The sequence below is a fragment of the Mesorhizobium sp. SP-1A genome, assembly GCF_032460275.1.
Taxonomy (GTDB): domain Bacteria; phylum Pseudomonadota; class Alphaproteobacteria; order Rhizobiales; family Rhizobiaceae; genus Mesorhizobium.
On sequence record NZ_JAVXZD010000001.1, the window covers coordinates 1,363,459 to 1,386,156 of the forward strand.

The 22,698-nt window shown below is 65.2% G+C and carries 22 protein-coding genes and 1 pseudogene; 13 read left to right on the forward strand and 10 right to left on the reverse strand.

The features are described 5' to 3' along the window. Positions 1 to 41 precede the first annotated feature (41 nt). From QU595_RS06625 to QU595_RS06645, 5 genes and pseudogenes are all read left to right on the forward strand, one after another. Positions 42 to 995, forward strand: a pseudogene (locus QU595_RS06625) (replication-associated recombination protein A); the annotation flags it as partial. Between the two features lie 166 nt (positions 996 to 1,161). Then, the gene (locus tag QU595_RS06630; RefSeq protein ID WP_315920001.1) at positions 1,162 to 1,989 is read left to right on the forward strand and encodes an aspartyl/asparaginyl beta-hydroxylase domain-containing protein; all 828 of its coding nucleotides are present in this window, start codon (positions 1,162 to 1,164) and stop codon (positions 1,987 to 1,989) included. A gap of 74 nt (positions 1,990 to 2,063) precedes the next feature. Beyond that, positions 2,064 to 3,044: an RluA family pseudouridine synthase gene (locus QU595_RS06635; protein ID WP_315920002.1), complete on the forward strand. Its 981-nt coding sequence runs from the start codon at positions 2,064 to 2,066 to the stop codon at positions 3,042 to 3,044. A gap of 1 nt (position 3,045) precedes the next feature. Next, positions 3,046 to 3,837 carry an ATP12 family chaperone protein gene (locus tag QU595_RS06640; protein WP_315920003.1) on the forward strand — a complete coding sequence of 264 codons (792 nt, stop codon included), beginning with the start codon at positions 3,046 to 3,048 and terminating at the stop codon, positions 3,835 to 3,837. Positions 3,838 to 4,074: 237 nt separating this feature from the next. Then, on the forward strand, positions 4,075 to 5,964 hold the full coding sequence (locus QU595_RS06645; RefSeq protein ID WP_315920005.1) for an MFS transporter: 1,890 nt from the start codon (positions 4,075 to 4,077) through the stop codon (positions 5,962 to 5,964). 98 nt (positions 5,965 to 6,062) lie between these two features. On the opposite strand, the gene QU595_RS06650 is transcribed toward QU595_RS06645, so the two are convergent. From QU595_RS06650 to QU595_RS06660, 3 genes are read right to left on the reverse strand one after another with little or no spacing between them, the layout of a single operon-like run. Next, positions 6,063 to 7,103 carry a zinc-dependent alcohol dehydrogenase family protein gene (locus QU595_RS06650; protein WP_315920007.1) on the reverse strand — a complete coding sequence of 347 codons (1,041 nt, stop codon included), beginning with the start codon at positions 7,101 to 7,103 and terminating at the stop codon, positions 6,063 to 6,065. Positions 7,104 to 7,114: 11 nt separating this feature from the next. After that, entirely contained in the window at positions 7,115 to 7,771 is a 657-nt protein-coding gene (gene maiA, locus QU595_RS06655; RefSeq protein WP_315920008.1) for a maleylacetoacetate isomerase, read from the reverse strand. Next, positions 7,768 to 8,463 carry a fumarylacetoacetate hydrolase family protein gene (locus QU595_RS06660; protein WP_315920010.1) on the reverse strand — a complete coding sequence of 232 codons (696 nt, stop codon included), beginning with the start codon at positions 8,461 to 8,463 and terminating at the stop codon, positions 7,768 to 7,770. Before QU595_RS06660 ends, maiA begins: the two co-directional genes overlap by 4 nt. A 201-nt stretch (positions 8,464 to 8,664) precedes the next feature. On the opposite strand from QU595_RS06660, the gene QU595_RS06665 reads away from it, so the two are divergent. Next, on the forward strand, positions 8,665 to 9,348 hold the full coding sequence (locus QU595_RS06665) for a response regulator transcription factor (protein ID WP_315920012.1): 684 nt from the start codon (positions 8,665 to 8,667) through the stop codon (positions 9,346 to 9,348). Positions 9,349 to 9,388: 40 nt separating this feature from the next. On the opposite strand, the gene QU595_RS06670 is transcribed toward QU595_RS06665, so the two are convergent. The 3 genes from QU595_RS06670 to QU595_RS06680 all read right to left on the reverse strand — a co-directional run bounded on the left by QU595_RS06670 (position 9,389) and on the right by QU595_RS06680 (position 12,319). Continuing rightward, complete coding sequence (locus QU595_RS06670; protein ID WP_315920014.1) at positions 9,389 to 9,646, reverse strand: zf-TFIIB domain-containing protein; 258 nt, start codon at positions 9,644 to 9,646, stop codon at positions 9,389 to 9,391. Positions 9,647 to 9,742: 96 nt separating this feature from the next. Continuing rightward, complete coding sequence (locus QU595_RS06675; protein ID WP_315920016.1) at positions 9,743 to 11,077, reverse strand: hybrid sensor histidine kinase/response regulator; 1,335 nt, start codon at positions 11,075 to 11,077, stop codon at positions 9,743 to 9,745. A 9-nt stretch (positions 11,078 to 11,086) separates the two neighbouring features. Next, entirely contained in the window at positions 11,087 to 12,319 is a 1,233-nt protein-coding gene (locus QU595_RS06680; RefSeq protein WP_315920018.1) for an FIST signal transduction protein, read from the reverse strand. A gap of 195 nt (positions 12,320 to 12,514) precedes the next feature. On the opposite strand from QU595_RS06680, the gene QU595_RS06685 reads away from it, so the two are divergent. The 5 genes from QU595_RS06685 to QU595_RS06705 all read left to right on the forward strand — a co-directional run bounded on the left by QU595_RS06685 (position 12,515) and on the right by QU595_RS06705 (position 18,049). Then, positions 12,515 to 13,009 (forward strand): (2Fe-2S)-binding protein, encoded by a 495-nt coding sequence (locus tag QU595_RS06685; protein ID WP_315920019.1) that lies wholly within the window; start codon positions 12,515 to 12,517, stop codon positions 13,007 to 13,009. Positions 13,010 to 13,138: 129 nt separating this feature from the next. Then, complete coding sequence (locus QU595_RS06690) at positions 13,139 to 15,487, forward strand: xanthine dehydrogenase family protein molybdopterin-binding subunit (protein ID WP_315920021.1); 2,349 nt, start codon at positions 13,139 to 13,141, stop codon at positions 15,485 to 15,487. A 10-nt stretch (positions 15,488 to 15,497) separates the two neighbouring features. Continuing rightward, on the forward strand, positions 15,498 to 16,298 hold the full coding sequence (locus QU595_RS06695) for a xanthine dehydrogenase family protein subunit M (RefSeq protein WP_315920023.1): 801 nt from the start codon (positions 15,498 to 15,500) through the stop codon (positions 16,296 to 16,298). 218 nt (positions 16,299 to 16,516) lie between these two features. Further along, positions 16,517 to 17,908 (forward strand): OFA family MFS transporter, encoded by a 1,392-nt coding sequence (locus QU595_RS06700; RefSeq protein WP_315920025.1) that lies wholly within the window; start codon positions 16,517 to 16,519, stop codon positions 17,906 to 17,908. Positions 17,909 to 17,923: 15 nt separating this feature from the next. Beyond that, complete coding sequence (locus tag QU595_RS06705; RefSeq protein WP_315920027.1) at positions 17,924 to 18,049, forward strand: hypothetical protein; 126 nt, start codon at positions 17,924 to 17,926, stop codon at positions 18,047 to 18,049. 39 nt (positions 18,050 to 18,088) lie between these two features. On the opposite strand, the gene QU595_RS06710 is transcribed toward QU595_RS06705, so the two are convergent. Further along, positions 18,089 to 18,592 carry a GNAT family N-acetyltransferase gene (locus QU595_RS06710; protein WP_315920029.1) on the reverse strand — a complete coding sequence of 168 codons (504 nt, stop codon included), beginning with the start codon at positions 18,590 to 18,592 and terminating at the stop codon, positions 18,089 to 18,091. Continuing rightward, positions 18,589 to 19,356 (reverse strand): copper homeostasis protein CutC, encoded by a 768-nt coding sequence (locus QU595_RS06715; protein ID WP_315920031.1) that lies wholly within the window; start codon positions 19,354 to 19,356, stop codon positions 18,589 to 18,591. Before QU595_RS06715 ends, QU595_RS06710 begins: the two co-directional genes overlap by 4 nt. Positions 19,357 to 19,506: 150 nt before the next feature. Here QU595_RS06715 and dusA point away from each other — a divergent pair, with 150 nt between their 5' ends. Beyond that, positions 19,507 to 20,496: a tRNA dihydrouridine(20/20a) synthase DusA gene (gene dusA / locus QU595_RS06720; protein ID WP_315920033.1), complete on the forward strand. Its 990-nt coding sequence runs from the start codon at positions 19,507 to 19,509 to the stop codon at positions 20,494 to 20,496. An 11-nt stretch (positions 20,497 to 20,507) separates the two neighbouring features. Here the strand turns inward: dusA and QU595_RS06725 are convergent, their stop codons facing one another. Then, entirely contained in the window at positions 20,508 to 21,203 is a 696-nt protein-coding gene (locus QU595_RS06725; protein ID WP_315920747.1) for a TIGR02281 family clan AA aspartic protease, read from the reverse strand. Positions 21,204 to 21,217: 14 nt separating this feature from the next. Next, positions 21,218 to 21,451, reverse strand: a complete 234-nt coding sequence (locus QU595_RS06730; protein WP_315920035.1) for a DUF1289 domain-containing protein — start codon at positions 21,449 to 21,451, stop codon at positions 21,218 to 21,220. A gap of 194 nt (positions 21,452 to 21,645) precedes the next feature. Between QU595_RS06730 and QU595_RS06735 the strand changes: the two genes are divergently transcribed. Continuing rightward, entirely contained in the window at positions 21,646 to 22,647 is a 1,002-nt protein-coding gene (locus QU595_RS06735) for a nicotinate-nucleotide--dimethylbenzimidazole phosphoribosyltransferase (RefSeq protein WP_315920036.1), read from the forward strand. Positions 22,648 to 22,698: the final 51 nt, after the last annotated feature.

Consider the following 22,698-nt stretch of genomic DNA (forward strand, 5'->3'; position numbering starts at 1 on the left):
AGTTATCTGTGGATTTTGAGTACACCGGCAACCGGTGTTTTTTCAACCGGGCCCAGCAGGACAGTTTCCTGCCCGTCATGGAGGACGGGACGGTGGTGCTGGTGGGCGCGACGACGGAAAACCCGTCTTTCGAACTGAACGCGGCTGTGCTGTCCCGTGCGCGCGTGCTGGTCTTCAAGTCGCTCGGCGAGGACAGCATCGAGAAGCTGCTTGCGCGCGCCGAGCAGGAAGAGGGCGCGCCGCTGCCGCTGGACGAGGCGGCGAGGGCGATGCTGGTGCGCATGGCCGACGGCGACGGCCGCGCCTCGCTGACGCTTGCGGAGGAGGTGTGGCGGGCCGCCAAGCCGGGCGAGGTCTTCGATCCGGAAGGCCTGCTGCGCATCGTGCAGCGCCGCGCCCCGATCTACGACAAGGGCCAGGACGGCCATTACAATCTGATCTCGGCCCTGCACAAATCCGTGCGCGGATCGGACCCTGACGCCGCACTCTATTATCTCGCGCGCATGTTCGATGCGGGCGAGGACCCGCTCTATCTGGGTCGCAGGCTGGTGCGCATGGCGGTGGAGGACATCGGCCTCGCCGATCCGCAGGCGCTGGTCGTCGCCAACGCCGCCAAGGATGCCTACGACTATCTCGGCTCGCCGGAGGGCGAACTGGCCTTCGCGCAGGCCTGCGTCTACCTGGCGACGGCGCCCAAATCGAACGCGGTCTACACCGCTTTCAAGGCGGCCACCCGCGCGGCCAAGGAATACGGCTCGCTGCTGCCGCCGAAGCATATCCTCAACGCGCCCACCAAGTTGATGAAGGAAGAGGATTACGGCGCGGGCTATCGCTACGACCATGACGAGCCGGACGCTTTTTCCGGGCAGGACTACTTTCCCGAGAAGATGGGCCGCCGCACCTTCTACGATCCGCCAGACCGCGGCTTCGAGCGGGACGTCCGCAAGCGTCTGGACTACTGGACGAAGCTGAGGAAGGAAAGGCAAGGCCGCTGACCGCCGGGCCGCTGCGCGGTTTTCAGGGGAGATTTTCTGCCTTGCCGCGCTTTCCTTGGACGTTTGCGTAAAAAGGAATATGTTGCGCCGCCTGACCGTGGCGGCCTTGCAAGATCAAAGCCATGCCGGCGATTCTCGAACAGGGTGGCGCTGTGCGCCGGGACCGATGACCAAAGATCAACGAAAACTCGTCCGCAAGCTCGTCATTGCCATACCGGTATTGGCGATCGCGCTCTATTTCATCCCCATCATCACCATCATATTCCTCGTTTGCGGCCTGATCGACGTCATGCGCAACGACCGGAAGGACCAGCGCCTGTTCAGCCTCTATTTCCTCGGCAACGGCATTTTCACCTGGCTGCTCTCGCCCTTCAACCTGCTCGTCGACCTGCTTTGCTATCGCAACCACGGTGTCTGGAAGATCGATCAGTTCCCGGCCGACTACCAGCGCGAGATCAACGAGGTGCTCGGCGTGTTTAAGGAGCGCCGCAACGAGATCATCGCCGACATCGACGCCAATTTCGGCTCCGGCCGGCGCGGCATGTACGTCTACCAGTGGTACGGCAAGCACAAGATCGACAACATCGCGGAATTCAACAAGGATTTCAAATACATCAAGACTATAGCCGTCTCGGTCTTCTCCGGCCGCGAGTCCACCTCGTGGCATTTCGGCCCGCTGCGGCTCAGCCTGCGCGTCCTCTACAACCTCATCCCGGTCAATGCCGAGATTTTCGTGCAGTGCGGCAACGTCAAGAACTACTGGCACGACAATCCGCTGTTCATTTTCGACGACACGCTGCTGCATCGCTCCGTCAACGAATATGACGGCCGGCGCTACTGCGTGTTCGTCGATATCGTGCGCCCGTCGCCGATGCCGCGCCTGATCGCGGGAATGCTCGCCTTCGTTTCCATGAGCGTGGAGCGCATCAATTCGATCTTCTACAAGAACTGGAAGATGATCGGCTCCAGCAAGAAGAAGCCCGAAACCGCCTGATGCAGCAAAGCCGCGGGCTCGTCAGAGCCGTCGCATAGTGCTATCTGCCCTTCGAAAACGGGCAGCGGAAGCAAATGGCAGGCGTCGAACAGATCACTGTGGAGGCGGGCGAGGCGGGTATGCGCCTCGACCGCTGGTTCAAGTCCCACTATCCGGGGCTTGGTTTCGGCCATTTGCAGAAGCTTCTGCGCTCGGGCCAGGTCCGGGTGAACGGCGGCCGCGCCAAGGCCGACACGCGCGTCGAGCCCGGCCATGTGATCCGCATCCCGCCACTGGAGGTGGACAGGAAGGGCGACGGCCAGCTTACCGGCCATTCGATCCGCAACCAGGGCGATGCGGACGTCCTTGCCAAGATGCTTCTGCACGAGGACAAGAAGGTCTTCGTCTTCAACAAGCCGGCCGGACTTGCGGTGCAGGGCGGTTCGGGCGTGACCCGCAACGTGGACGACATGCTGGAAGCGTGGCGCAGTCCGAAGGGCGAGAAGCCGCGGCTCGTCCACCGGCTCGACCGGGATACGTCGGGCGTGCTGGTGGTGGCGCGCACGCGGCTCGCCGCCATGAAGCTTTCGGAGGCGTTCCGCGCGCGGGAAACGAAGAAGACTTATTGGGCGCTGGTGAAGGGCGTGCCGCCCAAGCGCGAGGACAAGATCTCGACCTGGCTGGTGAAGGAGCCGACGCCGGACGGCGACCGCGTGCGGATCGCAAAGCATGGCGAGAAGGGCGCCGACCACGCGGTTTCCTTTTATCGCGTGGTGGAGCAGGCGGCACAGTCGCTGTCCTGGCTGGAAATGGAGCCTTATACCGGACGCACGCACCAGCTCCGCGTGCATGCCGCCCATATCGGTTGCCCGATCATCGGCGATCCGAAATATTTCGAGGCCGACACCAACTGGGAATTTCCCGGCGGCATCCAGAATCGGTTGCATCTCCATGCCCGCCGGATCGTTATCCCTCATCCGGACGGCGGCAGCATCGACGTAACGGCGCCGATGCCGCCGCATATGCGCCAGAGCTGGAACCTGCTCGGTTTCGACGAGGCGAACGCGGAGGCCTGACATGCGCGATATACTAGGCGACCTCGAAGCCGGACGGCTGCTGTCCGATCCCGACCCGGTGCGGCGCGCTCAGATCCAGATGAAGACGCCGCAGCCGAAGCGCTTCTACGAAAAGGCTTCGGTCTCGCCCGTCCCGGAGGGCTACGCCGTGCATCTCGACGGTAAGCCGGTGCGCACGCCCGGCAAGGCGTTGCTCGCTTTGCCGACCGAGGCCGCAGCAAATCTGGTGGCCGAGGAATTCGCAGCGCAGGGCGAAACGATCGATCCGATGGCCATGCCGGTGCTCAGGCTCGCCAACACCGCGCTCGACGGCGTGGCGACCGATCCGCAGGCCGTCCTGGAGGACGTGCTCCGCTTTGCCTCTTCCGATCTGCTCTGCTACCGCGCCGATGCGCCTCAAGGGCTTGTCGACCGTCAGAACGCCCAATGGGACCCGGTGCTCGATTGGGTAAGGAGCACGCTCGGCGCGCGCTTCAACCTTGCCGAGGGCGTGGTCCATGTCGATCAACCGCGCGAATCGATCGCCGTGCTGGGCGCGCATCTCGCCCAGCGCAGCGAGCCGCTTCGGCTGGCGGCGATGCATCTGATGACTTCGCTGAGCGGGTCGGCGCTGCTGGCGCTGGCTGTCGAACATGGCGGGCTCGATGCCGAAGAAGCCTGGAAAGCCGCCCATGTCGACGAGGATTGGCAGGCCGAGCAATGGGGGCAGGACTCGGAAGCCTTGGCGCGCCGCAGCCTGCGCGAGCGCGACTTCATGGCCGCGGCACGGATGCTCGAGGCGCTGAAGGCGTAGCGGCAAGACTCCAGTGACGCTCGAATTTCTTCAAGTCGCGGATCGTCGGCATCTTCGCGGCTTGGACTGAAACCGCCGTCCGCATTCGTTAGACCAAAGTCATAAAACCAAAGGCTCGCTGCCTTCGGCGGGTTCTTTCTGTCACATTTCACCCTGATGGCTGTCTGGCGTGAGTCCGCGGGAGGACGCGGATGCCCGGCGCAGTCTTTGAAACGGGCGTTACGGGAGGACCAACCCATGGCAATGGCATCGACTGCCAGCCGCACCAGCCGCGGCATGACCCGGGAGGAGAAGAAGGTCATCTTCGCTTCCTCGCTGGGTACCGTCTTCGAATGGTACGATTTCTATCTGTACGGCTCGCTTGCCGCCTTCATCGGCTCGACCTTTTTCAGCCCGGCGATACCGGAAGCGACGCGCAACATCTTCGCGCTGCTGGCTTTCGCCGCCGGCTTCCTGGTGCGCCCGTTCGGCGCGCTCGTGTTCGGCCGGGTCGGCGACCTTGTCGGCCGCAAATACACCTTCCTCGTCACCATGACGATCATGGGTCTCTCGACTTTCCTGGTCGGCATTCTGCCCGGCTACGCAAGCTGGGGCATCGCCGCGCCCGTCATCCTGATCGCGCTGCGCATGCTGCAAGGTCTTGCGCTGGGCGGCGAATATGGCGGTGCGGCGACCTATGTGGCCGAACATGCCCCTGACGACCGCCGAGGCTTTTACACGTCGTGGATCCAGACCACGGCGACGCTCGGCCTGTTCCTGTCGCTGATCGTCATCCTCGTCGTGCAAGGCTCGCTGAGCAAGGACACCTATGCGGCCTGGGGCTGGCGCATACCCTTCATCGTCTCCTTCGTGCTGCTGGCCATTTCGGTCTGGATTCGACTGCAGCTCAGCGAATCGCCGACCTTCAAGCGCATGAAGGAAGAGGGCAAGACCTCGAAGGCGCCGCTCTCGGAAGCGTTCGGCCAGTGGAAGAACGCCAAGATCGCCTTGATCGCCTTGCTTGGCCTCACCGCCGGCCAGGCCGTGGTCTGGTACAATGGCCAGTTCTACGCCCTGTTCTTCCTGCAGAACGTGCTGAAGGTCGATGCCTGGTCGGTCAACATCATGATCGCGGTGGCGCTCGCCGTCGGCTCGATCTTCTTCGTCGTGTTCGGCTGGCTGTCGGACAGGATCGGCCGCAAGCCGATCATCATGGCGGGCTTCGTGCTGGCCATCCTCACTACCTTCCCGCTGTTCAAGGCGCTGACCTGGGCGGCCAATCCCACGCTGGCCTCCGCGCAGCAGAATGTGCGCGCCACCGTCACCGCCGCTCCGGGAGACTGCAAGTTCCAGTTCAACCCCGTCGGCACCGCCAAGTTCACCACCTCCTGCGACGTCGCCACCTCGTTCCTGACCAAGAACTCGGTGCCGTATGATGTGGTGGCGACCGCTGCGCCCGGAACCGCGGCGTCCGTCAAGATCGGCAACGAAACGGTGGAATCCTACGACGCCGTCGCTGCCGGCGACCAGGCCAAGGCCAAGGAAGCCGCCTTCGCCAAGGGCATCAACATCGCGCTGCATGATGGCGGCTATCCGCTGAAGCGCGCCGCGGCCAAGGTGCCGGACCAGAAGCTGGATGCCTTCATTGCGGCCAACCCGGAACTGAAGCTCGACGCCCAGGCCATCCGCGGCGGCGACAAGGCAACGGTTCCGACCGAGCAGGCGGTGAAGGACAAGCTGCTGACGACCGACGAGGCCGCCGGCGCGCCGGAGGTCACCGTCTATACGATCCCGGACGCGGGTCCCTTCTCCATGTATGCCGATCCGGCGCAGATCAACTGGCCGCTCACCATCGCGATCCTGTTCGTGCTGGTGCTCTACGTGACCATGGTCTACGGGCCGATCGCGGCCATACTGGTCGAGATGTTCCCGACCCGCATCCGCTACACCGGCATGTCGTTGCCCTATCACATCGGCAATGGCTGGTTCGGCGGCCTGCTGCCGGCAACCGTGTTCGCGCTGAGCGCCTACAAGGGCGACATCTATTTCGGCCTTTGGTATCCGGTTGTGATCGCGGCCATGTCGCTGATCATCGGCATGATCTTCGTGAAGGATACGCTGGGCACCGACCTGCACACCAAGGAATAGGTTTCCAGCCTTGCCAGCGAAAAGCCCGGCCTTCGTGCCGGGCTTTTTGTTTAACCATGGATCGGAAGGCTGCCGGCCCGGATCACCGGAGGTCGGGATCAGAAGCGCGTCACCACGCCGATGCCGATGCCTTCGAAGCCGCCCATCGCCATCAGGGCGGCCGGCGCGTCCTCAAGCCCCATCTCCGGGCCGATCAGCAGTTCGGGCTTGAGCCTGCCGGCAGCGATCATGTCCATCATCGCGCCGTAGCGGTGCGCCTGCATGCCGTGGCTGCCGCGGATTTCCAGTTCGTAGGCGATGACCTTCGACATCGGTACGGCCGCTTTCGCGTGATCGCCCAGCATCAGCCCGACCTGCACGTGGCGGCCCCGCCGCCGCAGGCAGGAAATCGAATTGTAACAGGTGGTTGGATGGCCGAGCGCATCCATCGACATATGTGCGCCGCCATTGGTGATCTGCTTGATCGCCTTGACGACATTCTCGACCTTGCCGGCATTCACGGTCGCGGCAGCGCCGATTTTTCGGGCGAAATCCAGCTTGTCGTCCGTAAGGTCCACCGCCACGACATTCGCGCCCATGGCGCTGGCGATCATGATCGCCGACAGGCCGACCCCGCCGCAACCGTGCACCGCCACCCATTCGCCGGGCGTCACGCTGCCCTGGTCCACCACGGCGCGGAAAGAGGTGACGAAGCGGCAGCCCAGGCTGGCCGCCGTCGCGAAGTCCATCGATTCCGGCAAGGCGACCAGATTGGTGTCGGCAAAGTCGATGGCCACATATTCCGCGAAGGAGCCCCAGGCGGTGAAGCCCGGCTGGAACTGGTGCTCGCACACTTGCTGGTTGCCGCTGGCGCATTCGAAGCAGCGGCCACAGGCGGCGACGAATGGCACGGTGACGCGCTGGCCGGCCCTCCAGCGGCTTACCTGCCTGCCGGCTGCCACCACGATGCCGGCAAGCTCATGGCCCGGCACATGCGGCAGGCGTATATCGGGATCGTGCCCCATCCAGCCGTGCCAGTCGCTGCGGCACAGCCCCGTCGCCTCGACCTTGATGACCACGCCCTGGGGCGACGGCGCCGGATCCGGCACGGTTCGGATCTGCGGCGCTTCGCCGAACTTTTCGAAGACGACGGCTTTCACTGGAAGTTCCTCTACAATTGCTCGGCGTCGATCTGGTTCTGCGGTGCGGCCTTCTGGAACGCGGGGAGCGTCATGCAGGCGGCATGGATGCGCGAAATGACCGGATAGGGCGTCATATCGACATGGAAGCGCATATTGTTGACCACCTGCGCAACCAGGCAGATGTCGGCGAGGCCGGGTGTGTCGCCATGGCAAAAAGTTCCCGTCTGCGACGACGATGCGAGCATGTTTTCAAGCGGTTGGAAGCCTTCGTTGGCCCAGTGCCGGAACCAGTTGGCGACGTCGTCGTCGCCGGCGCCGAACAGGGCGCGCAGGCTTGTCAGCACGCGCAGATTGTTCACCGGATGGATGTCGCAGGCGATCATCTGGGCCAGCATGCGCACCCGGGCGCGCCCCGCCGCGTCCTTGGGCAGCAGTGGCGGTTCGGGCACGGTTTCGTCGAGGAATTCGATGATCGCGAGCGACTGCACCAGAAGCGTGCCGTCGCTCCAGACCAGCGCCGGCACCAGCCCCTGCGGGTTGACGGCCAGATATTCGGGATCGTGGTGTTCGCCATGGCGCAGGTGGTGCGGCACGTAGCGATAGGAAAGCCCCTTCATTTCCAGCGCGATCCGGACCCTGTAAGAGGTCGAGGAGCGCCAATAGTTGTGCAGGATGATCTCGCTCACGCCGCATCTCCCACGGTGAATTCGATCGCACCGATGCCGTCCACCCCGCCCGTGACGCGATCGCCGGGGGCGAGCGGGCCGACGCCGGCGGGCGTGCCGGTGAAGATCAGGTCACCTGGCCTGAGTTCCACCGCCTCGCTGCAGATCGACACGATGTCGGCGACCGGCCAGATCATCTCGCAAAGATCGCCGTCCTGCCTCACCGTGCCGTTGACCGCCAGCCAGATGCGGCCCCTTTGCGGGTGGCCGGACCGCTGCACCGGCAGCAGCGGGCCGCAGGGCGCGGAGCGGTCGAACGCCTTGGCCCAATCCCAGGGCCGCGCCGCTTTCTTGGCGTCGTCCTGCAGGTCGCGGCGGGTCAGGTCGACGCCGACCCCATACCCCCACACATGCCCGAGCGCTTCGCCGCGCGGGATACGGACCCCACCCTTGCCGATCGCCGCCACCAGCTCGATCTCGTGATGGAGGTTCCTGGTCAGCGGCGGATAGGGAACCGTCGTCCCCGAATCGACCACGGCGTCGGCCGGCTTGGTGAAGAAGAAGGGCGGATCGCGCTCGTCATTGCCGAGTTCCCGTGCATGGGCGGCATAGTTGCGCCCGACGCAGAAAATGCGGCGCACCGGAAAACGCGCCTCGCTATCGGCGATCGCGGCCGAAGGCGGAACGGGCGGGGGGAGGGCAAAGGCGTTCATGCGCTCGCTCGGTGTCGACGACGGTGCCGCCACATTCGGCCCATTTGACTTTCCGGGCAAGCATGGCGTCGGCGATTGCACCGGCTGCGGTTTGCCGGCAATTCCGGCTATACTATTTGACAATAACGATAGGTGGTAATGGCGCTATCCTTGCCGGTGACGGACGGGCGCCGGGACAAGGAAAGCATGAAAGCCTGAGCAATGTCGGCAGCCACTGAAAGTGCCCGGTTCCTGATCATCGACGATCACCCGCTGTTCCGCGAGGCGCTGCACAGCGCCGTGCAGATCACCTACCCGGAAGTCGATACCGTCGAGGCGCGCTCGATCTCCGAAGCGCTGGACCTGCTTGCCGAGGCGAAGACGTTCGATCTGGCGCTGCTCGACCTGTCCATGCCCGACGTGCACGGCTTCGACGGATTGCTGCAACTGCGCACCCGCCACCCGCGCCTGCCTGTGCTGATCGTCTCGGGGCATGAGGACGCGAAGATCATTTCGGAGGCGCTGTCCTATGGCGCCGCCGGCTTCGTTCCGAAGTCCGCCCGCAAGGACGACCTGGCCGCCGCCATCCGCTCGGTGATGGAAGGCACGGTCTACGTGCCGGAAACCTACAAGGGCAACCATCCCGATGCCGACAGCGCGGACCGCGCCAATCTGATGCAGCGGCTTTCCACCCTGACGCCGCAGCAGTTGCGGGTGTTGCAGATGTTGCGGCAGGGCATGCTCAACAAGCAGATCGCCTACGAGCTCCAGGTCGGCGAAACGACGGTGAAGGCGCACGTCTCCGAGATATTGCGCAAGCTCAACGTCTACAGCCGCACGCAGGCGGTCATAGAAGTCTCCAGGCTCGACAACGCCGAACTGTTCCGCGACCAGGCCGGGTTCTGAGCGGCGCGGCTGCGCCGCTCGCTTGCGGGAATGTGCCGCTTCAGAAGTCGAACAGTTCGCCGAGCAGTGATTTTTTCTTGTATGGCCGGGAATCATGACGACGGTCGTCGCGATGGCGGTCGTCGCGGTAGCCTGACCTCTGGTCAGGCCGCGGCGCCTGCTCGGCCGCGCTGCGTTCGATGATCTTGTCGAGTTCGCCGCGGTCCAGCCATATGCCGCGGCATTTGGGGCAATAGTCCACCTCGATGCCCTGGCGATCGGCCATTGCGAGGTCGGTGTCGTCGATTGGGCATTTCATCGTCTGGTTTCCCTGTTGCAACTGCCAGACGCATGTGGGGAGATTTTCAAAAGCTTCAAGAAAGCGGAGCGCCGGGTCTCGGCGGGCGAAATGTCGCTATGCCAGCAGATGCGCGAGCAAGGCGCGAAGCTGCGCCGGTTTCAGCGGCTTCCGCATCAATTCGATGCCGGCCGCGCGCGCCGCCGCCGCGATCTCGGGAGAGGGATCGGCGGTAACGATCAGCGCCGGCACCGGACGCCCTAGATATTCGCGCACCTCCGCGACGGTGCTGGTGCCAAGATCACCCTGGTCGAGATGCTGGTCGGCGATGACGATGTCCGGGATCCAGCCGGTGTCGCCCAGCGCGTCCAGCGCGTCGTCGGTGGAGGCGGCGGGCCGCACCTGGCATTGCCAGCGCTCAAGCAGCGAGGCCATGGCGCGGCGAACGTCGGCGTCGTTCTCCACCAGCAGCACCTTGGAGCCGAACAGGCCGTAGCCGGGCGGATGCTCCATCTCCATCGGCGCCGAAGGTTCGGCCGTAGCGCCTGCAACCAGCGGCACGTCGATATGGAAGATGGTCCCCCGTCCGACGCGGGAGGAGAACGTCACCGGATGCCCCAGCGCGCCGGCCATGCGCCGCACGATCGCCAGTCCCAGCCCTAGGCCGGCGCCTTGCCCGGCGTCGCTGCCCGCCGCGGCGCGGTGGAATTCCTCGAACACCGCCTCTCGCTCCTCCTCGGGAATGCCGCAGCCCGTGTCGGCGACGTCGATGCGGACAGCGCTTTGCCGCCGCCTGATGCCGACCAGCACGCCGCCGGTTCGCGTGTAGCGCAGCGCGTTGGACAGCACGTTCTGAAGAATGCGGCGCAGCAATGTGCGGTCGGAGCGGACCACCGCGCTCGTCGGCAGGAATTTCAGCTTCAGGCCTTTCACGGCAGCCATGGGCTGGAAGTCGGAGCGCAGGGAAGAGAACAGGACCTCGAGGTTGACGTCCGAGATTTCGGGCTGGACCACGCCTGCGTCCAGCTTCGAGATGTCCAGGAGGGTGCGCAGCAGATCGCTCATCGTCTCCAGCGAACGTTCCACCTGCCGCACCAGCTTGCGGCCTTCCTCGCTGGTCTGCACCTCGGCCAGCGCGGAAACCGACAGGTGCGCCGCGTTGAGCGGCTGGAGAACGTCATGGCTGGCGGCGGCCAGGAAGCGTGTTTTCAGCAGGCTCGCCTGTTCGGCGCTTTCCTTGGCGGCGCTGAGTTCGATGTTCGATTGTTCGAGCCGCCGCAGGGTCTGATGCAGCTCTTCCGTGCGCGTGCGCACCCGGTTTTCCAGCAGGATCGCGGTCTGGAACAGCGAGAACGCATTGCCTTGCTGGTCCATGGAGCGTTCGACGCGCCCGACCAGCGCGGCGTTGATCTTCTTCAACCTTTCGACATCGTCTACGTTACCCAGCGACATGGCGGCCCTCTATTCCGCCGCCTGCCGATAGCCGAAGGCTATGCCGGTGAAGGTCTGGTTGAGGTGCATGGAACGGTATTGTTCGCCATAGGTGCCGAAACCGATCACGCGGTTGGTGCGGTAGAGCTCGGATATGTCGCGGAAAACCTGGCGGTTGCGCGCGTCGAGCCGCCGCAGCACGCAGTCGAAGCCGAGGATCATGTCGATGCCGCCCAGCCGTTCGTCCACGGCGCCAAGGGCGGCCCGGGTCGATTCCACCATGCCTTTCGGCTGGGCGATGGACAGCACGACGCCGTCGTCGATGGCGCAGAAGAAGGACAGCGAACCATCCGGATTCATCTTCTGGATGGAACGGCAATAATATTCGCCGCCCACCTTCACCACCACCGGATGCGAGGCGAAGCTCATCGGCGTCAGCGTTTGCGGCACGATGCCGACGGAGGCCGCATATTCGCGGGCAGCCACCTCTGCGTTGAATTCCCGCACGATCCTGTGGTCCGGATCGGAGGCCGTCACCACCAGCTTCTCGCCGGTCGGCACGAAATTGTCGGTCTTGAAGACATGGAAAGGCACCGAAGTGGCCACCAGGACGATGACGGCGCTGTCGGACGCGACCTCGCCGTTCGAGATCAGGCGGGTGGTCTCGAATTTCAGGTCGTCGCCGGCCGAGCCGCCGATCAGCGGGATGTCGTCCAGCCCCCAATGGATGGCGGAGGTCACCGCTTCCTCGGCATAGGAAAGACCGTCGATCAGGCATAGGGCGAACTGGCTGGTGGCGGAGCCGTCGTCGAGGTCGGCTTTCAGCCGTCGCCTCAGCGCCTCGACCTCGCCGGTGATGCCGTCCATTCCCGACGTCGAAAGCTGCCGGATCATGGTGGCGGCGACCGTAAACGATGCCGACGGGAACAGCATCGCCACGACATGGCCGTCCTCGAGCCCCTCGGGCGTGATCTCGCCGGCCGTTGAGCAGCCGGCATGGGCAAGCTGCGGAGCATGGATCTTCAGCGCCGCGGCGAGGGATTCCGCATCCACCAGGCTCTGGGAGAAGAACAGCAAGGCGAATCCGGCCTCGACCGCTTCCGCTTCCCGCGCCAGCGCGCGGGCAAACCCGTCGACGTCGGGCTCATCGGTCGTGAGCACCGCAAGGCCGCATGCATAGCTCGTGCGCGAGCAGGCCAGCTCGTCCTCCTCGAATTCTTCGGCGCGACTTTCACCTTGCCGCCCATATTGTTGCCGCTGCATGTTTCCTTTGCAATGGGCATGCCGGCGCGCTCATGACCGAAAGTACAATATACGGCATTTGGGGCCGATAGCATTCTCGTGAGCACGGTGCGCAGGGCTGGCCATGCCGGCCGTTGTGCGGGATAACAATGACGGCGAGCGGGCGAGGGGACGGGCCCGGCGCCGATACCGAGGTTCAGCACCCAGGGAGGCTTCATGTCCGATGTGACGTTGACGGTGAACGGAAGGCAGGTCAGCGGGACGGTCGAGGACCGCACGCTCCTGGTCCATTTCCTCAGGGAGAATCTGGGGCTGACCGGCACCCATGTCGGCTGCGACACCTCCCAATGCGGAGCCTGCGTCGTCCATGTCGACGGCAAGGCGGTCAAGTCCTGCTCCATGCTGGCCGCACAGGCGTCGGGCTCGACCGTCGTCACCATCGAAGGCCTGGCCGACGGCGCCGATCTGCACCCCATGCAGGCGGCCTTTAAGGAGCATCATGGCCTGCAATGCGGCTTCTGCACGCCCGGCATGATCATGACGGCGACCGACATGATCCGCCGGTACCCGGATGGGCTGGACGAGGAGACGGTGCGCGCGGAGCTGGACGGCAACATCTGCCGCTGCACCGGCTATCACAACATCGTCAAGGCGATCCTGGCGGCTGCCGAGGCGATGGGGAAGACGGGCAAGGGCAGGAAGGCAGCGTAATCGTGCGGCAGCCGGCAATCGGCAATCGGCAATCGGGATGAGGGAGGCGCTTCGGCACGAGCATTCCGCGTAGTCCAACGACTGCGGATTGCCGATTGCCGACTGCCACTCCCAAGGGAGGAAACATCCATGGGTATCGAAGGCATTGGCGCCCGAGTCGCGCGCAAGGAAGACAAGAGGTTCATCACCGGCGCCGGCCGCTATGTCGATGACATGGTGGTGCCGGGCATGAAGCACGCCGCCTTCGTGCGCAGCCCGCACGCCCATGCCGAGATCGTGAAGCTCGACGTCGAGAAGGCCCGCAAGATGCCTGGCGTCATCGGCGTGCTGACCGGCAAGGAACTCAAGGCCGACGGCATCGGCAATCTCATCTGCGGCTGGATGATCCATTCCAAGGACGGCACGCCGATGAAGATGGGGGCGTGGTCGCCGCTGGCCGTGGACCGCGTGCGCTATGTCGGCGATGCGGTGGCGGTCGTGGTGGCCGATACCAAGGGCCAGGCGCGCGACGCCGCCGAGGCGGTCGAGATCACCTACAGCGAGCTTCCGGCCGTCATCAATGCCGAGGAAGCGCTGAAGAACGGCGCGCCGCAGATCCATCCCGAAGCCGAGAACAACCTGATTTTCGACTGGGAGATCGGCGAAACCGGCGCGACCGACGCCGCCATCAAGGCTGCGGCGCATGTCACCCGCCTCCGCATCGTCAACAACCGCCTGGTGCCGAACGCCATGGAGCCGCGCGCGGCCCTTGGCGTCTATGACAGGGCGGAGGACCACTATACCTGCTGGACGACCTCGCAGAATCCGCACGTCGCCCGGCTCGTCATGAGCGCCTTCTACAATGTCGCGCCGGAAAACAAGCTGCGCGTCATCGCGCCGGACGTCGGCGGCGGTTTCGGCTCCAAGATCTACATCTATCCGGAAGAGATCGTCTGCCTGTGGGCGTCGAAGAAGACCGGCGTGCCAGTGAAATGGGTGGCCGACCGTACGGAAAGCTTCCTGACCGATGCCCATGGCCGCGATCACGTTTCCATGGTCGAGATGGCTTTCGACAAGAACAACCGCATCACCGCGTTGAAGGTCGATACCATCGCCAATCTCGGCGCCTACATGTCGCTGTTCTCGTCCTGCGTGCCGACCTATCTCTACGCCACGCTGCTGTCGGGCCAGTACAACATCCCCGCCATCCACGCCAATGTGCGCGCGGTCTACACCAACACGGCGCCGGTGGACGCCTATCGAGGGGCAGGGCGGCCGGAGGCGACCTATGTGCTGGAGCGCACCATGGAGACGGCGGCGCGCGAACTGGGCATCAGCCCGGCCGAGCTGCGCCGCACCAATTTCGTCACCGAGTTCCCGCACCAGACGCCGGTGATCATGAACTACGACGCGGGCGACTATGCCGCCTCGCTGGATGCGGCGATGAAGGCGGCGGACTATGCCGGTTTCGCGAAACGCAAGGCCGAAGCGGCGAAGAAGGGCCTGCTGCGGGGCGTCGGGATGAGCTGCTATATCGAAGCCTGCGGCCTCGCGCCTTCAGCGGCCGTCGGCTCGCTCGGCGCCGGCGTCGGCCTTTGGGAGTCGGCCGAGGTGCGCGTGAACGCGGTCGGCACCATCGAGGTGCTGACCGGCTCGCACAGCCACGGCCAGGGGCATGAGACGACCTTCGCGCAACTGGTTGCGGGGCGCCTCGGCGTGCCGATCGATTCGGTATCGATCGTTCACGGCGACACCGACAAGGTGCAGATGGGCATGGGCACCTACGGCTCGCGCTCCGGCGCGGTGGGCATGAGCGCGATTTCCAAGGCGCTCGACAAGGTCGAGGCCAAGGCCAGGAAGATCGCGGCCCACCTGATGGAAGCCGACGAAAGCGACGTCGTCATCGAGGACGGCGCGCTGAAGGTGGCCGGCACCGACAAGTCGGTGCCGTGGTTCCAGGTGGCGCTCGCCGCCTACACGGCCCACAATCTGCCGGCCGGCATGGAACCGGGCCTCAAGGAAACGTCGTTCTACGATCCCTCCAACTTCACCTTCCCGGCCGGGTGCTACATCTGCGAGGTCGAGATCGATCCGCAGACCGGCGCGACCGAGATCGTGCAGTTCGTGGCCGCCGACGATTTCGGCAACATCATCAACCCGATGATCGTGGAAGGTCAGGTGCATGGCGGCATTGCGCAAGGCATCGGCCAGGCGATGCTGGAAGGCGCGATCTACGATCCCGGCGGCCAGCTTCTGACGGCGAGCTACATGGACTACACAATGCCGCGCGCCGGCGACCTGCCGTTGTTCAAGGTATCCACCTCGAACACGCCTTGCCCGGGCAATCCGCTGGGCATGAAGGGCTGCGGCGAGGCCGGCGCCATCGGGTCACCGCCGGCGGTGATGAACGCGATCACCGACGCCATCGGCAGCAACGAACTGAACATGCCTGCGACGCCGTCGCGCGTCTGGGCCGCGATCCGCGCTACCGGGCATTGAGGAGGACGCCATGTATTCGGTCAATTATCACCGCGCCGCCTCGGTCGCCGATGCCGAAAAGCTTCTCGGCAAGGGCGAGGCCAAGCTGCTTTCGGGCGGCATGACCCTCATCCCGGCGATGAAGACGCGGCTGGCGGCGCCTTCCGACCTCGTGGATATTTCGCGCATTGACGCCTTGAAAGGCATTACGGTTTCCGGCGACACGATCACCATCGGCGCCGCGACCACGCATTACGAGGTGGCCGAGAACGCGGCGCTGAAGAAGGCTTGTCCGGCGCTGGCGCATCTGGCTTCGCTGATCGGCGATCCGGCCGTGCGCCACAAGGGCACGATCGGCGGTTCGGTCGCCAACAACGATCCGGCTGCCGATTATCCGGCCGCGCTCTTGGCCCTTGGCGCCACGGTGGTGACGAACAGGCGCAAGATCGCGGCCGAGGATTTCTTCACCGGCCTGTTCGAGACGGCGCTAGAGGAGGGCGAGATCATCACCGCCGTATCGTTCCCCGTGCCGGACAAGGCAGGCTACGAGAAGTTCCGCAACCCGGCGTCGCGCTACGCCATCGCGGGCGTGTTCGCGGCCAGGGGCAAGGATGGAGCCGTGCGTGTGGCCGTTACCGGCGCCGGCGCGGACGGCGTGTTCCGTTCCAGCGAAATCGAGCAAGCGCTGGCAAGCGGTTTCAGCGCTGCCGCGCTCGATGGCGTCACCGTTCCGGCGGGCGACCTGATGAGCGACATCCACGCCTCGGCGGAATATCGTGCCCATCTCGTCGTCGTGATGGCGAAGCGGGCCGTCGCCGCCGCAAGCGCCTGACGCGACGGCACTGTAAGAGGCTGCGGCCGGCCTTCGGGCCGGCCGTTTTGTTTCTGCGCCACATGACATGACCGCCACGCAACATGCCCGGCCGGCATCTGCCCGCGGCCGGAAAACGGCATTAAACTATGGTCTTATTCGATCAATTGTGAGTTGTCATATCGTGACACGATATTAGGCTTCCGCTCACCCGAAAACGGGTGAACCGGGAGGCAATGATGGAAAACACGGGAGGTAGCGGCTGGTTCAGCCGCGCCCGCACGGTGGCCAAGCCTGGCTACAGCCGCTGGATGGTGCCGCCGGCGGCCTTGTGCGTGCATCTGTGCATCGGGCAGGCTTACGCGTTCAGCGTGTTCAACCTGCCCATGACCAAGCTCATCGGCATTTCCGAATCCGCGCCGGGCGACTGGAAGCTGACGGAACTGGGCTGGATCTTCTCGCTGGCCATCTTCTTCCTGGGCGTGTCGTCGGCCATATTCGGCCGCTGGGTGGAAGAAGGCGGCCCGCGCCGCGCCATGTTCACGGCCGCCTTGTGCTGGGCAGGCGGCTTCCTCATCTCCGCTTTCGGCGTGGCCATCCACAATCTGTGGGTCATCTATCTCGGCTATGGCGTGCTCGGCGGCATCGCGCTTGGCATCGGCTATATTTCGCCGGTCTCGACGCTGATCAAATGGTTTCCGGACCGGCCCGGAATGGCGACCGGCATGGCCATCATGGGCTTCGGCGGCGGCGCGCTGATCGCCTCGCCGCTGTCGGTGTGGCTGATGGGCAAGTTCAGCACGCCCACCCATATCGGCGTGATGGAAACCTTCGTCGTTCTCGCAATCGTCTATTTCATCTTCATGGTCGTCGGCTCGATCATCGTGCGCGTGCCGCCCGCCGACTGGAAGCCGGAAGGCTATGTCGCCCCCAAGGAAAACAAGCTCATCAGCAAGAACGACGTCTATGTCTACGACGCGCTGAAGACGCCGCAGTTCTGGCTGATCTGGTGGGTGCTGTGCCTCAACGTCACCGCCGGCATCGGCGTGCTGGGGCAGGCGTCTGCCATGAGCCAGGAGATGTTCCCCGGCCACATCACCCCTGTTGCTGCCGCGGGTCTCGTCGGGCTGATGAGCCTGTTCAACATGGGCGGCCGCTTCGCCTGGGCGACGACTTCGGATTATATCGGACGCCGCAACACCTATTTCGTGTTCATGGTGCTGGGCGTCATCCTCTACTGCCTGGTGCCCTACACCGGTTCGATCGGTTCCGTCGCGGGCTTCGCGCTGTGCTTCCTCATCATCATCTCGATGTATGGCGGCGGTTTCTCGACCGTGCCGGCCTATCTGCGCGATATGTTCGGCACGCGCTATGTCGGCGCCATCCATGGCCTGCTTCTGACGGCATGGTCGGCGGCGGGCATCTTCGGCCCGGTGCTGGTGAACTACATCCGCCAGTACAATGTCGACCACGGCGTGCCGAACGCCCAGGCCTACAACACCACCATGTACATTATGGCCGGGCTGCTGGTCGTCGGCTTCATCTGCAATTTGTTCGTGAAAGCGGTCGACGCGCGCTATCACATGAAGGCGGAAGACCGCAGGCTCTCTCCGGCTCCCGCCAAGGCATGAACGGGAAGGCTCGACATGAACGACACCGACCGGAACGGAACGACGACACTGCAACTGGTGCTGGCCTGGGGCTTTGTCGGCATCCCGCTATTGTGGGGCGTGCTCCAGACCCTGACCAATGCGCTGAAGCTGTTCCAGTAGGACAAATGGGGGTCGCCGTCGTCGACGCGGCGCCGGCTGCTATGCCGTTATGTCGCGGGCGAAATAGCGCACGCTCTTTTCCCCGCCATGGATGACGGCGTCCCCGATCTCCCGGAAGCCCAGCGAGGCGTGGAAGGCATCGGAGACGGGATTGGGCGGCTGGGAGTTCACCTCGCAGGTGACGAGCGTGTGGCCAATTTCGGCCGCATGGGCGAACAGGTCCTGATAAAGGCGGCGCGCATGGCCGCGTCCGCGCGCCTGCGCCGCAACGACCACGCGGTCGACATAGACGAAGCGCGGATAACGCGTCCGGAACCAGAGGAAGTTCGGGCTGTCGTAATCCGCCGTCTGGTCGAAGGTCATGATGAAGGCCTCGAGCATGCCGATGCGCCGTGCATGGAAGGCCTGCCCGAGCAGGAAGGAGAGCCGTTCCGGCTCCAGCCAGGACAGTTCCTCGGCATGCTCGTTGTTGAGCGCCAGCACGGCCGGCTGGTCGGCAACCGACACGGTTTCGATCGGCGACACCCCGGCGTTCCCCGTCATGCCCGCGCCGCTGCGATGGTTGCGGCAACCAGCGCCTCGTCCGTGATCGTGTTGCGGTATTCGCGATCGAGGTCGGTGCCGCCTATGCCGACCTTCGGATTGCGATAGGCCATGGCGCTGGCGACATCTTTCAGCGCGGCGAAATGCATTTCGGTCAGGCCCGTGCGGCGGCGCACCTCGCCGATATTGGCCGGGTCGAGCGCGCCGCAGCCGAGGATGACGATGCGGCCGGCGGCCTGCGTCACCAAAGCGGCCAGCAGCTCCACGCCTTCCACCGCGGTGTCGCGCTGGCCGCTGGTCAGCACGCGGCCGACGCCGCAACGCACCAGCGCTTCCAGCGCCTCGGCGGGGTCGCGGGTCATGTCGAAGGCGCGGTGGCAGGTGACGGCAAGCGGGCCGGCAGCCTCGACCAGCGCGGTCATGCGCTGCTCGTCGATCGCCCCGTCTTCGGTCAGGCAGCCGACGACCACGCCGGCCACGCCGAGCTCGCGCAGCGCCTTCACATCGGCCAGCATGGAAGCGAACTCCGCCTCGCTGTAGAGGAAGTCGCCGCCGCGCGGCCGCACGATGACGTGGAACGGTATGCTGGCGAGCGAAAGCGCGGTCCGCACGGTTCCGAAACTCGGCGTGATGCCGCCTTCCAGCAGGCTGGCGCACAGTTCCACGCGATCGGCTCCGGCGCGCTGCGCCGCCAGCAGGCCGTCTATGCCTTCCACGCAGATCTCGATCAGGGGCAGGGGCAGGGGCTTGGTGGCGGCGGTCACGGCAATTCCTCCGGAGGCTCGTCCGCCTCTACCATTCCAATGTGTGGGAAGGAAGCTCCACAGCTCCGGGATCGGTCCTGGAGCCCGTGTTCTTTGACTTGCACGTGCGCCGTCGCTAGATCATCGCCATCCGAAACCTGTGACAGCGCCGTGACCTATCGCCACCCACTTGCCGTCGCGCCCATGATGGACTGGACGGACCGACATTGCCGGTTCCTTCATCGCCAGCTCACGCGCCGCGCGCTGCTCTACACCGAGATGGTGGTGGCGGAGGCCGCCATCCACGGCGCGCGCGAGCGCCTGCTCGGCTTCGACCGGACCGAACACCCCGTCGCCTTGCAGCTTGGCGGCTCCGATCCCCAAAAACTGGCGGAAGCCGCGCGCATCGGCGAGGGCTTCGGCTATGACGAGATCAACCTCAATGTCGGTTGCCCGTCAGACCGCGTACAGTCGGGCACGTTCGGCGCCTGCCTGATGAAGACGCCGGAACTGGTGGCGCAATTCGTGACGGCCATGAAGAGCGCAGTGGCGATCCCCGTCACCGTGAAATGCCGCATCGGCGTCGATGACCAGGACACCGAAGTCGCACTCGACAGCCTTGCGGACATGGTGCACGCAGCAGGAGCGGACGCGCTCTGGGTGCATGCGCGCAAGGCCTGGCTCGAGGGGTTGAGCCCCAAGGAAAACAGGGAAATTCCGCCGCTCGACTATGAGCGGGTCTATCGGCTCAAGGGAAGAAACGAGAACCGTTTTATCGGCATAAACGGCGGAATTCAGACTTTGCAGGATGCGTCGGCGCATCTGGATCACGTCGATGGCGCCATGCTCGGGCGGGCGGCCTATCACACGCCCGGAATTCTCGCTGGCGTGGATTCCGCCTTCTACGGCGCGCCCGCACGGGATTTCGATTTCGCCGCGCTGATCGATGCCATGGCGGCCTATGCGGCCCGCCATATCGCAAATGGCGGCCGGCTGGGGCACGTCACGCGGCACATGGTCGGCCTTTTTCACGGCCTGCCGGGCGCGAGGCGCTGGCGGCAGATCCTTTCCACCGACGCTACAAGGCCGGGCGCGGGACCGGACGTGCTGCATGCCGCCTTCGCGGCGGTCGATCTGACCGGCGGCGAGGAAGCCGCCTGAGAGGATCGCGCTCAGTCGCGCAGGATCATCCTGTCGCCGCGAACGTCGAAACCGGACAGCGAGCCGATGAAGCTCATGCCCAGCAGGCTTTGGGGCAGGGCACCGGGAGCCGCGACCAGAACGGTGGTGTTGCGGCGCACGATGCCGCCCAGGGCGAGTTCCTCGACGCGGGCGGCGGCCGCGCGCGCCGTGCCGTTGGCGGTGTAGACAGGAACCGTATAGTTCAGGCTCGCGAGATCGATACCGGCAGCGCGGGCGTCCTCGGCGGTAAGCACGGTGGCGCTGGCCCCGGTGTCGACAAGCGCGCGCACAGGCTTGCCGTTGACCAGGATGCGGGCCTCGAAATGACCGCTCGCGCCCTTGTCCAGCGTGACAGCCGCGCGGCCATCCTGATCGCTCACCGAAAGCGGGCTGCCGGGTATGAGCCCGGCCGTGACGCGGCTGGCGACATCCTGCAGTTCGTAGCGATATTGATAGCCGGCGACGAGCATCAGGGCGATGAGCGCCCATCCGCCGAGCTGGCGTGTCACCGTGCCGAACGAGCGGCCGGAGCGCAGGATGCCGGCGCCCAGGACGAGCATCAGCGCGCCGACCCAGACCAATTGGCCGAAATCGCCATTGGCGATGCCGAAGGTGCTGCCGCTGGAATCGTTGAGTACTAGCAGGATTGCGCCGAGGCCGATCAGACCGAGCACGACCCACAGCATTCCATTGCCGCTGCTCAAAGCGTTTCACCGCGTTCGCGCGCCATCCGGGCGCGCCGGGTTTCGCGGCGCGGCTTGCGCTCGACGGTTTCGAGCCGCGCCGGCAGTTCGGCCATGATCTGGCGCCGCGTCTCGGGCGTCATGCCGACCCAGCCGGAAATCTCGTCGCGTGTGCGGCCGCATCCGAAGCAATAGCCGGTTTTCATGTCGATCGAGCAGACGAGGATGCAGGGGGACTCGATGGCCGTCATTTGATTTTCCAAACCCAAGGGTCAGATGGTGCAATGGCGCCGGCAATGCAAGCCCGCCGCATTCCGCCGCAGCCTTGGCGGTTCGCGCCATTTTTGTTGTGCGGGCAGGACGGGGCGGCTATGCCGCTCTATAATTTCATCAGGCATCGGATTGGCGTGAAGCTTCCGTTCGACGCCGCGGGCGGGGAAATGAAATGACCAGCGCACTGCCCTTCGACGATATTCGCCGTCTTGTGGCCGAAATGCCGGCCGCGGACCAGCGCGCCGAAAGGAGCGTGCGGGAACTGTTCGGCAGCATACGGAAGCCGGAGGGTTCGCTCGGCCGCATCGAGGACATCGCCGCCTGGCTGGCGGCGTGGAGCGGCCGTGCACCTCCCGTCGTGGCGCGCCCGCTCGTGGCCATCTTCGCCGGCAATCACGGCGTTGCGCGGCACGGCATTTCGCCGAGGCCGATGGGCGCGACCGCCGAGGCGGTGGAGCTTTGCGCCGCCGGCGGCGCGGCCATCAACCAGGTCTGCATCGCCCATGATCTCGGCCTTCAGGTCTTTGATCTCGCCCTCGATCTGCCGACGGGCGACATCACGCGCGAAGCGGCTCTCGACGAGCGCGGCTGCGCGGCCACCATGGCATTCGGCATGGAAGCGGTCGCCGGCGGCACGGACCTGCTGTGCCTGGGCGATCTCGGCGTCGGCAATTCGACCGTGGCGGCGGCCCTGCTGACGGCGCTGTTCGGCGGTTCCGGCGCGGACTGGGTGGGTTCCGGTTCGGGCGCGGACGCGGCCATGATGGTGCGCAAGGCCGTCGCCGTCGACGACGCGCTGGCCTTCCACGGTGCTCATCTGGGCGATCCGCTGGAGGCGTTGCGCCGCGTGGGCGGGCGCGAATTCGCGGCCATGGCCGGAGCGATCCTTGCCGCACGGGTGCAGAAGATTCCGGTGCTGATCGACGGTCTCGCCGCACTGGCCTCCGCCGCGGTGCTTCATAAACTCAATCCGGCGGCGCTCGACCATTGCATGCTTGCCGGCCGGCCGCCGCAGCCGGAAATCGCCGGGACGGCGGAACGGCTCGGCCTGAACCCCTTGCTCGACCTTGGCGTCGACCACGGTGAGGGGGTCGGCGCCGGACTTGCCGCCGGTGTGGTCAAGGCCGCAGCCCTCGTCAGTTCGGGCATGGCGGCGGCGCTTCCGAAAGCTTAGAGCATCTGGACCATGATGCCGAAAAGCGTGAAACGGTTTTCGGGCGACATC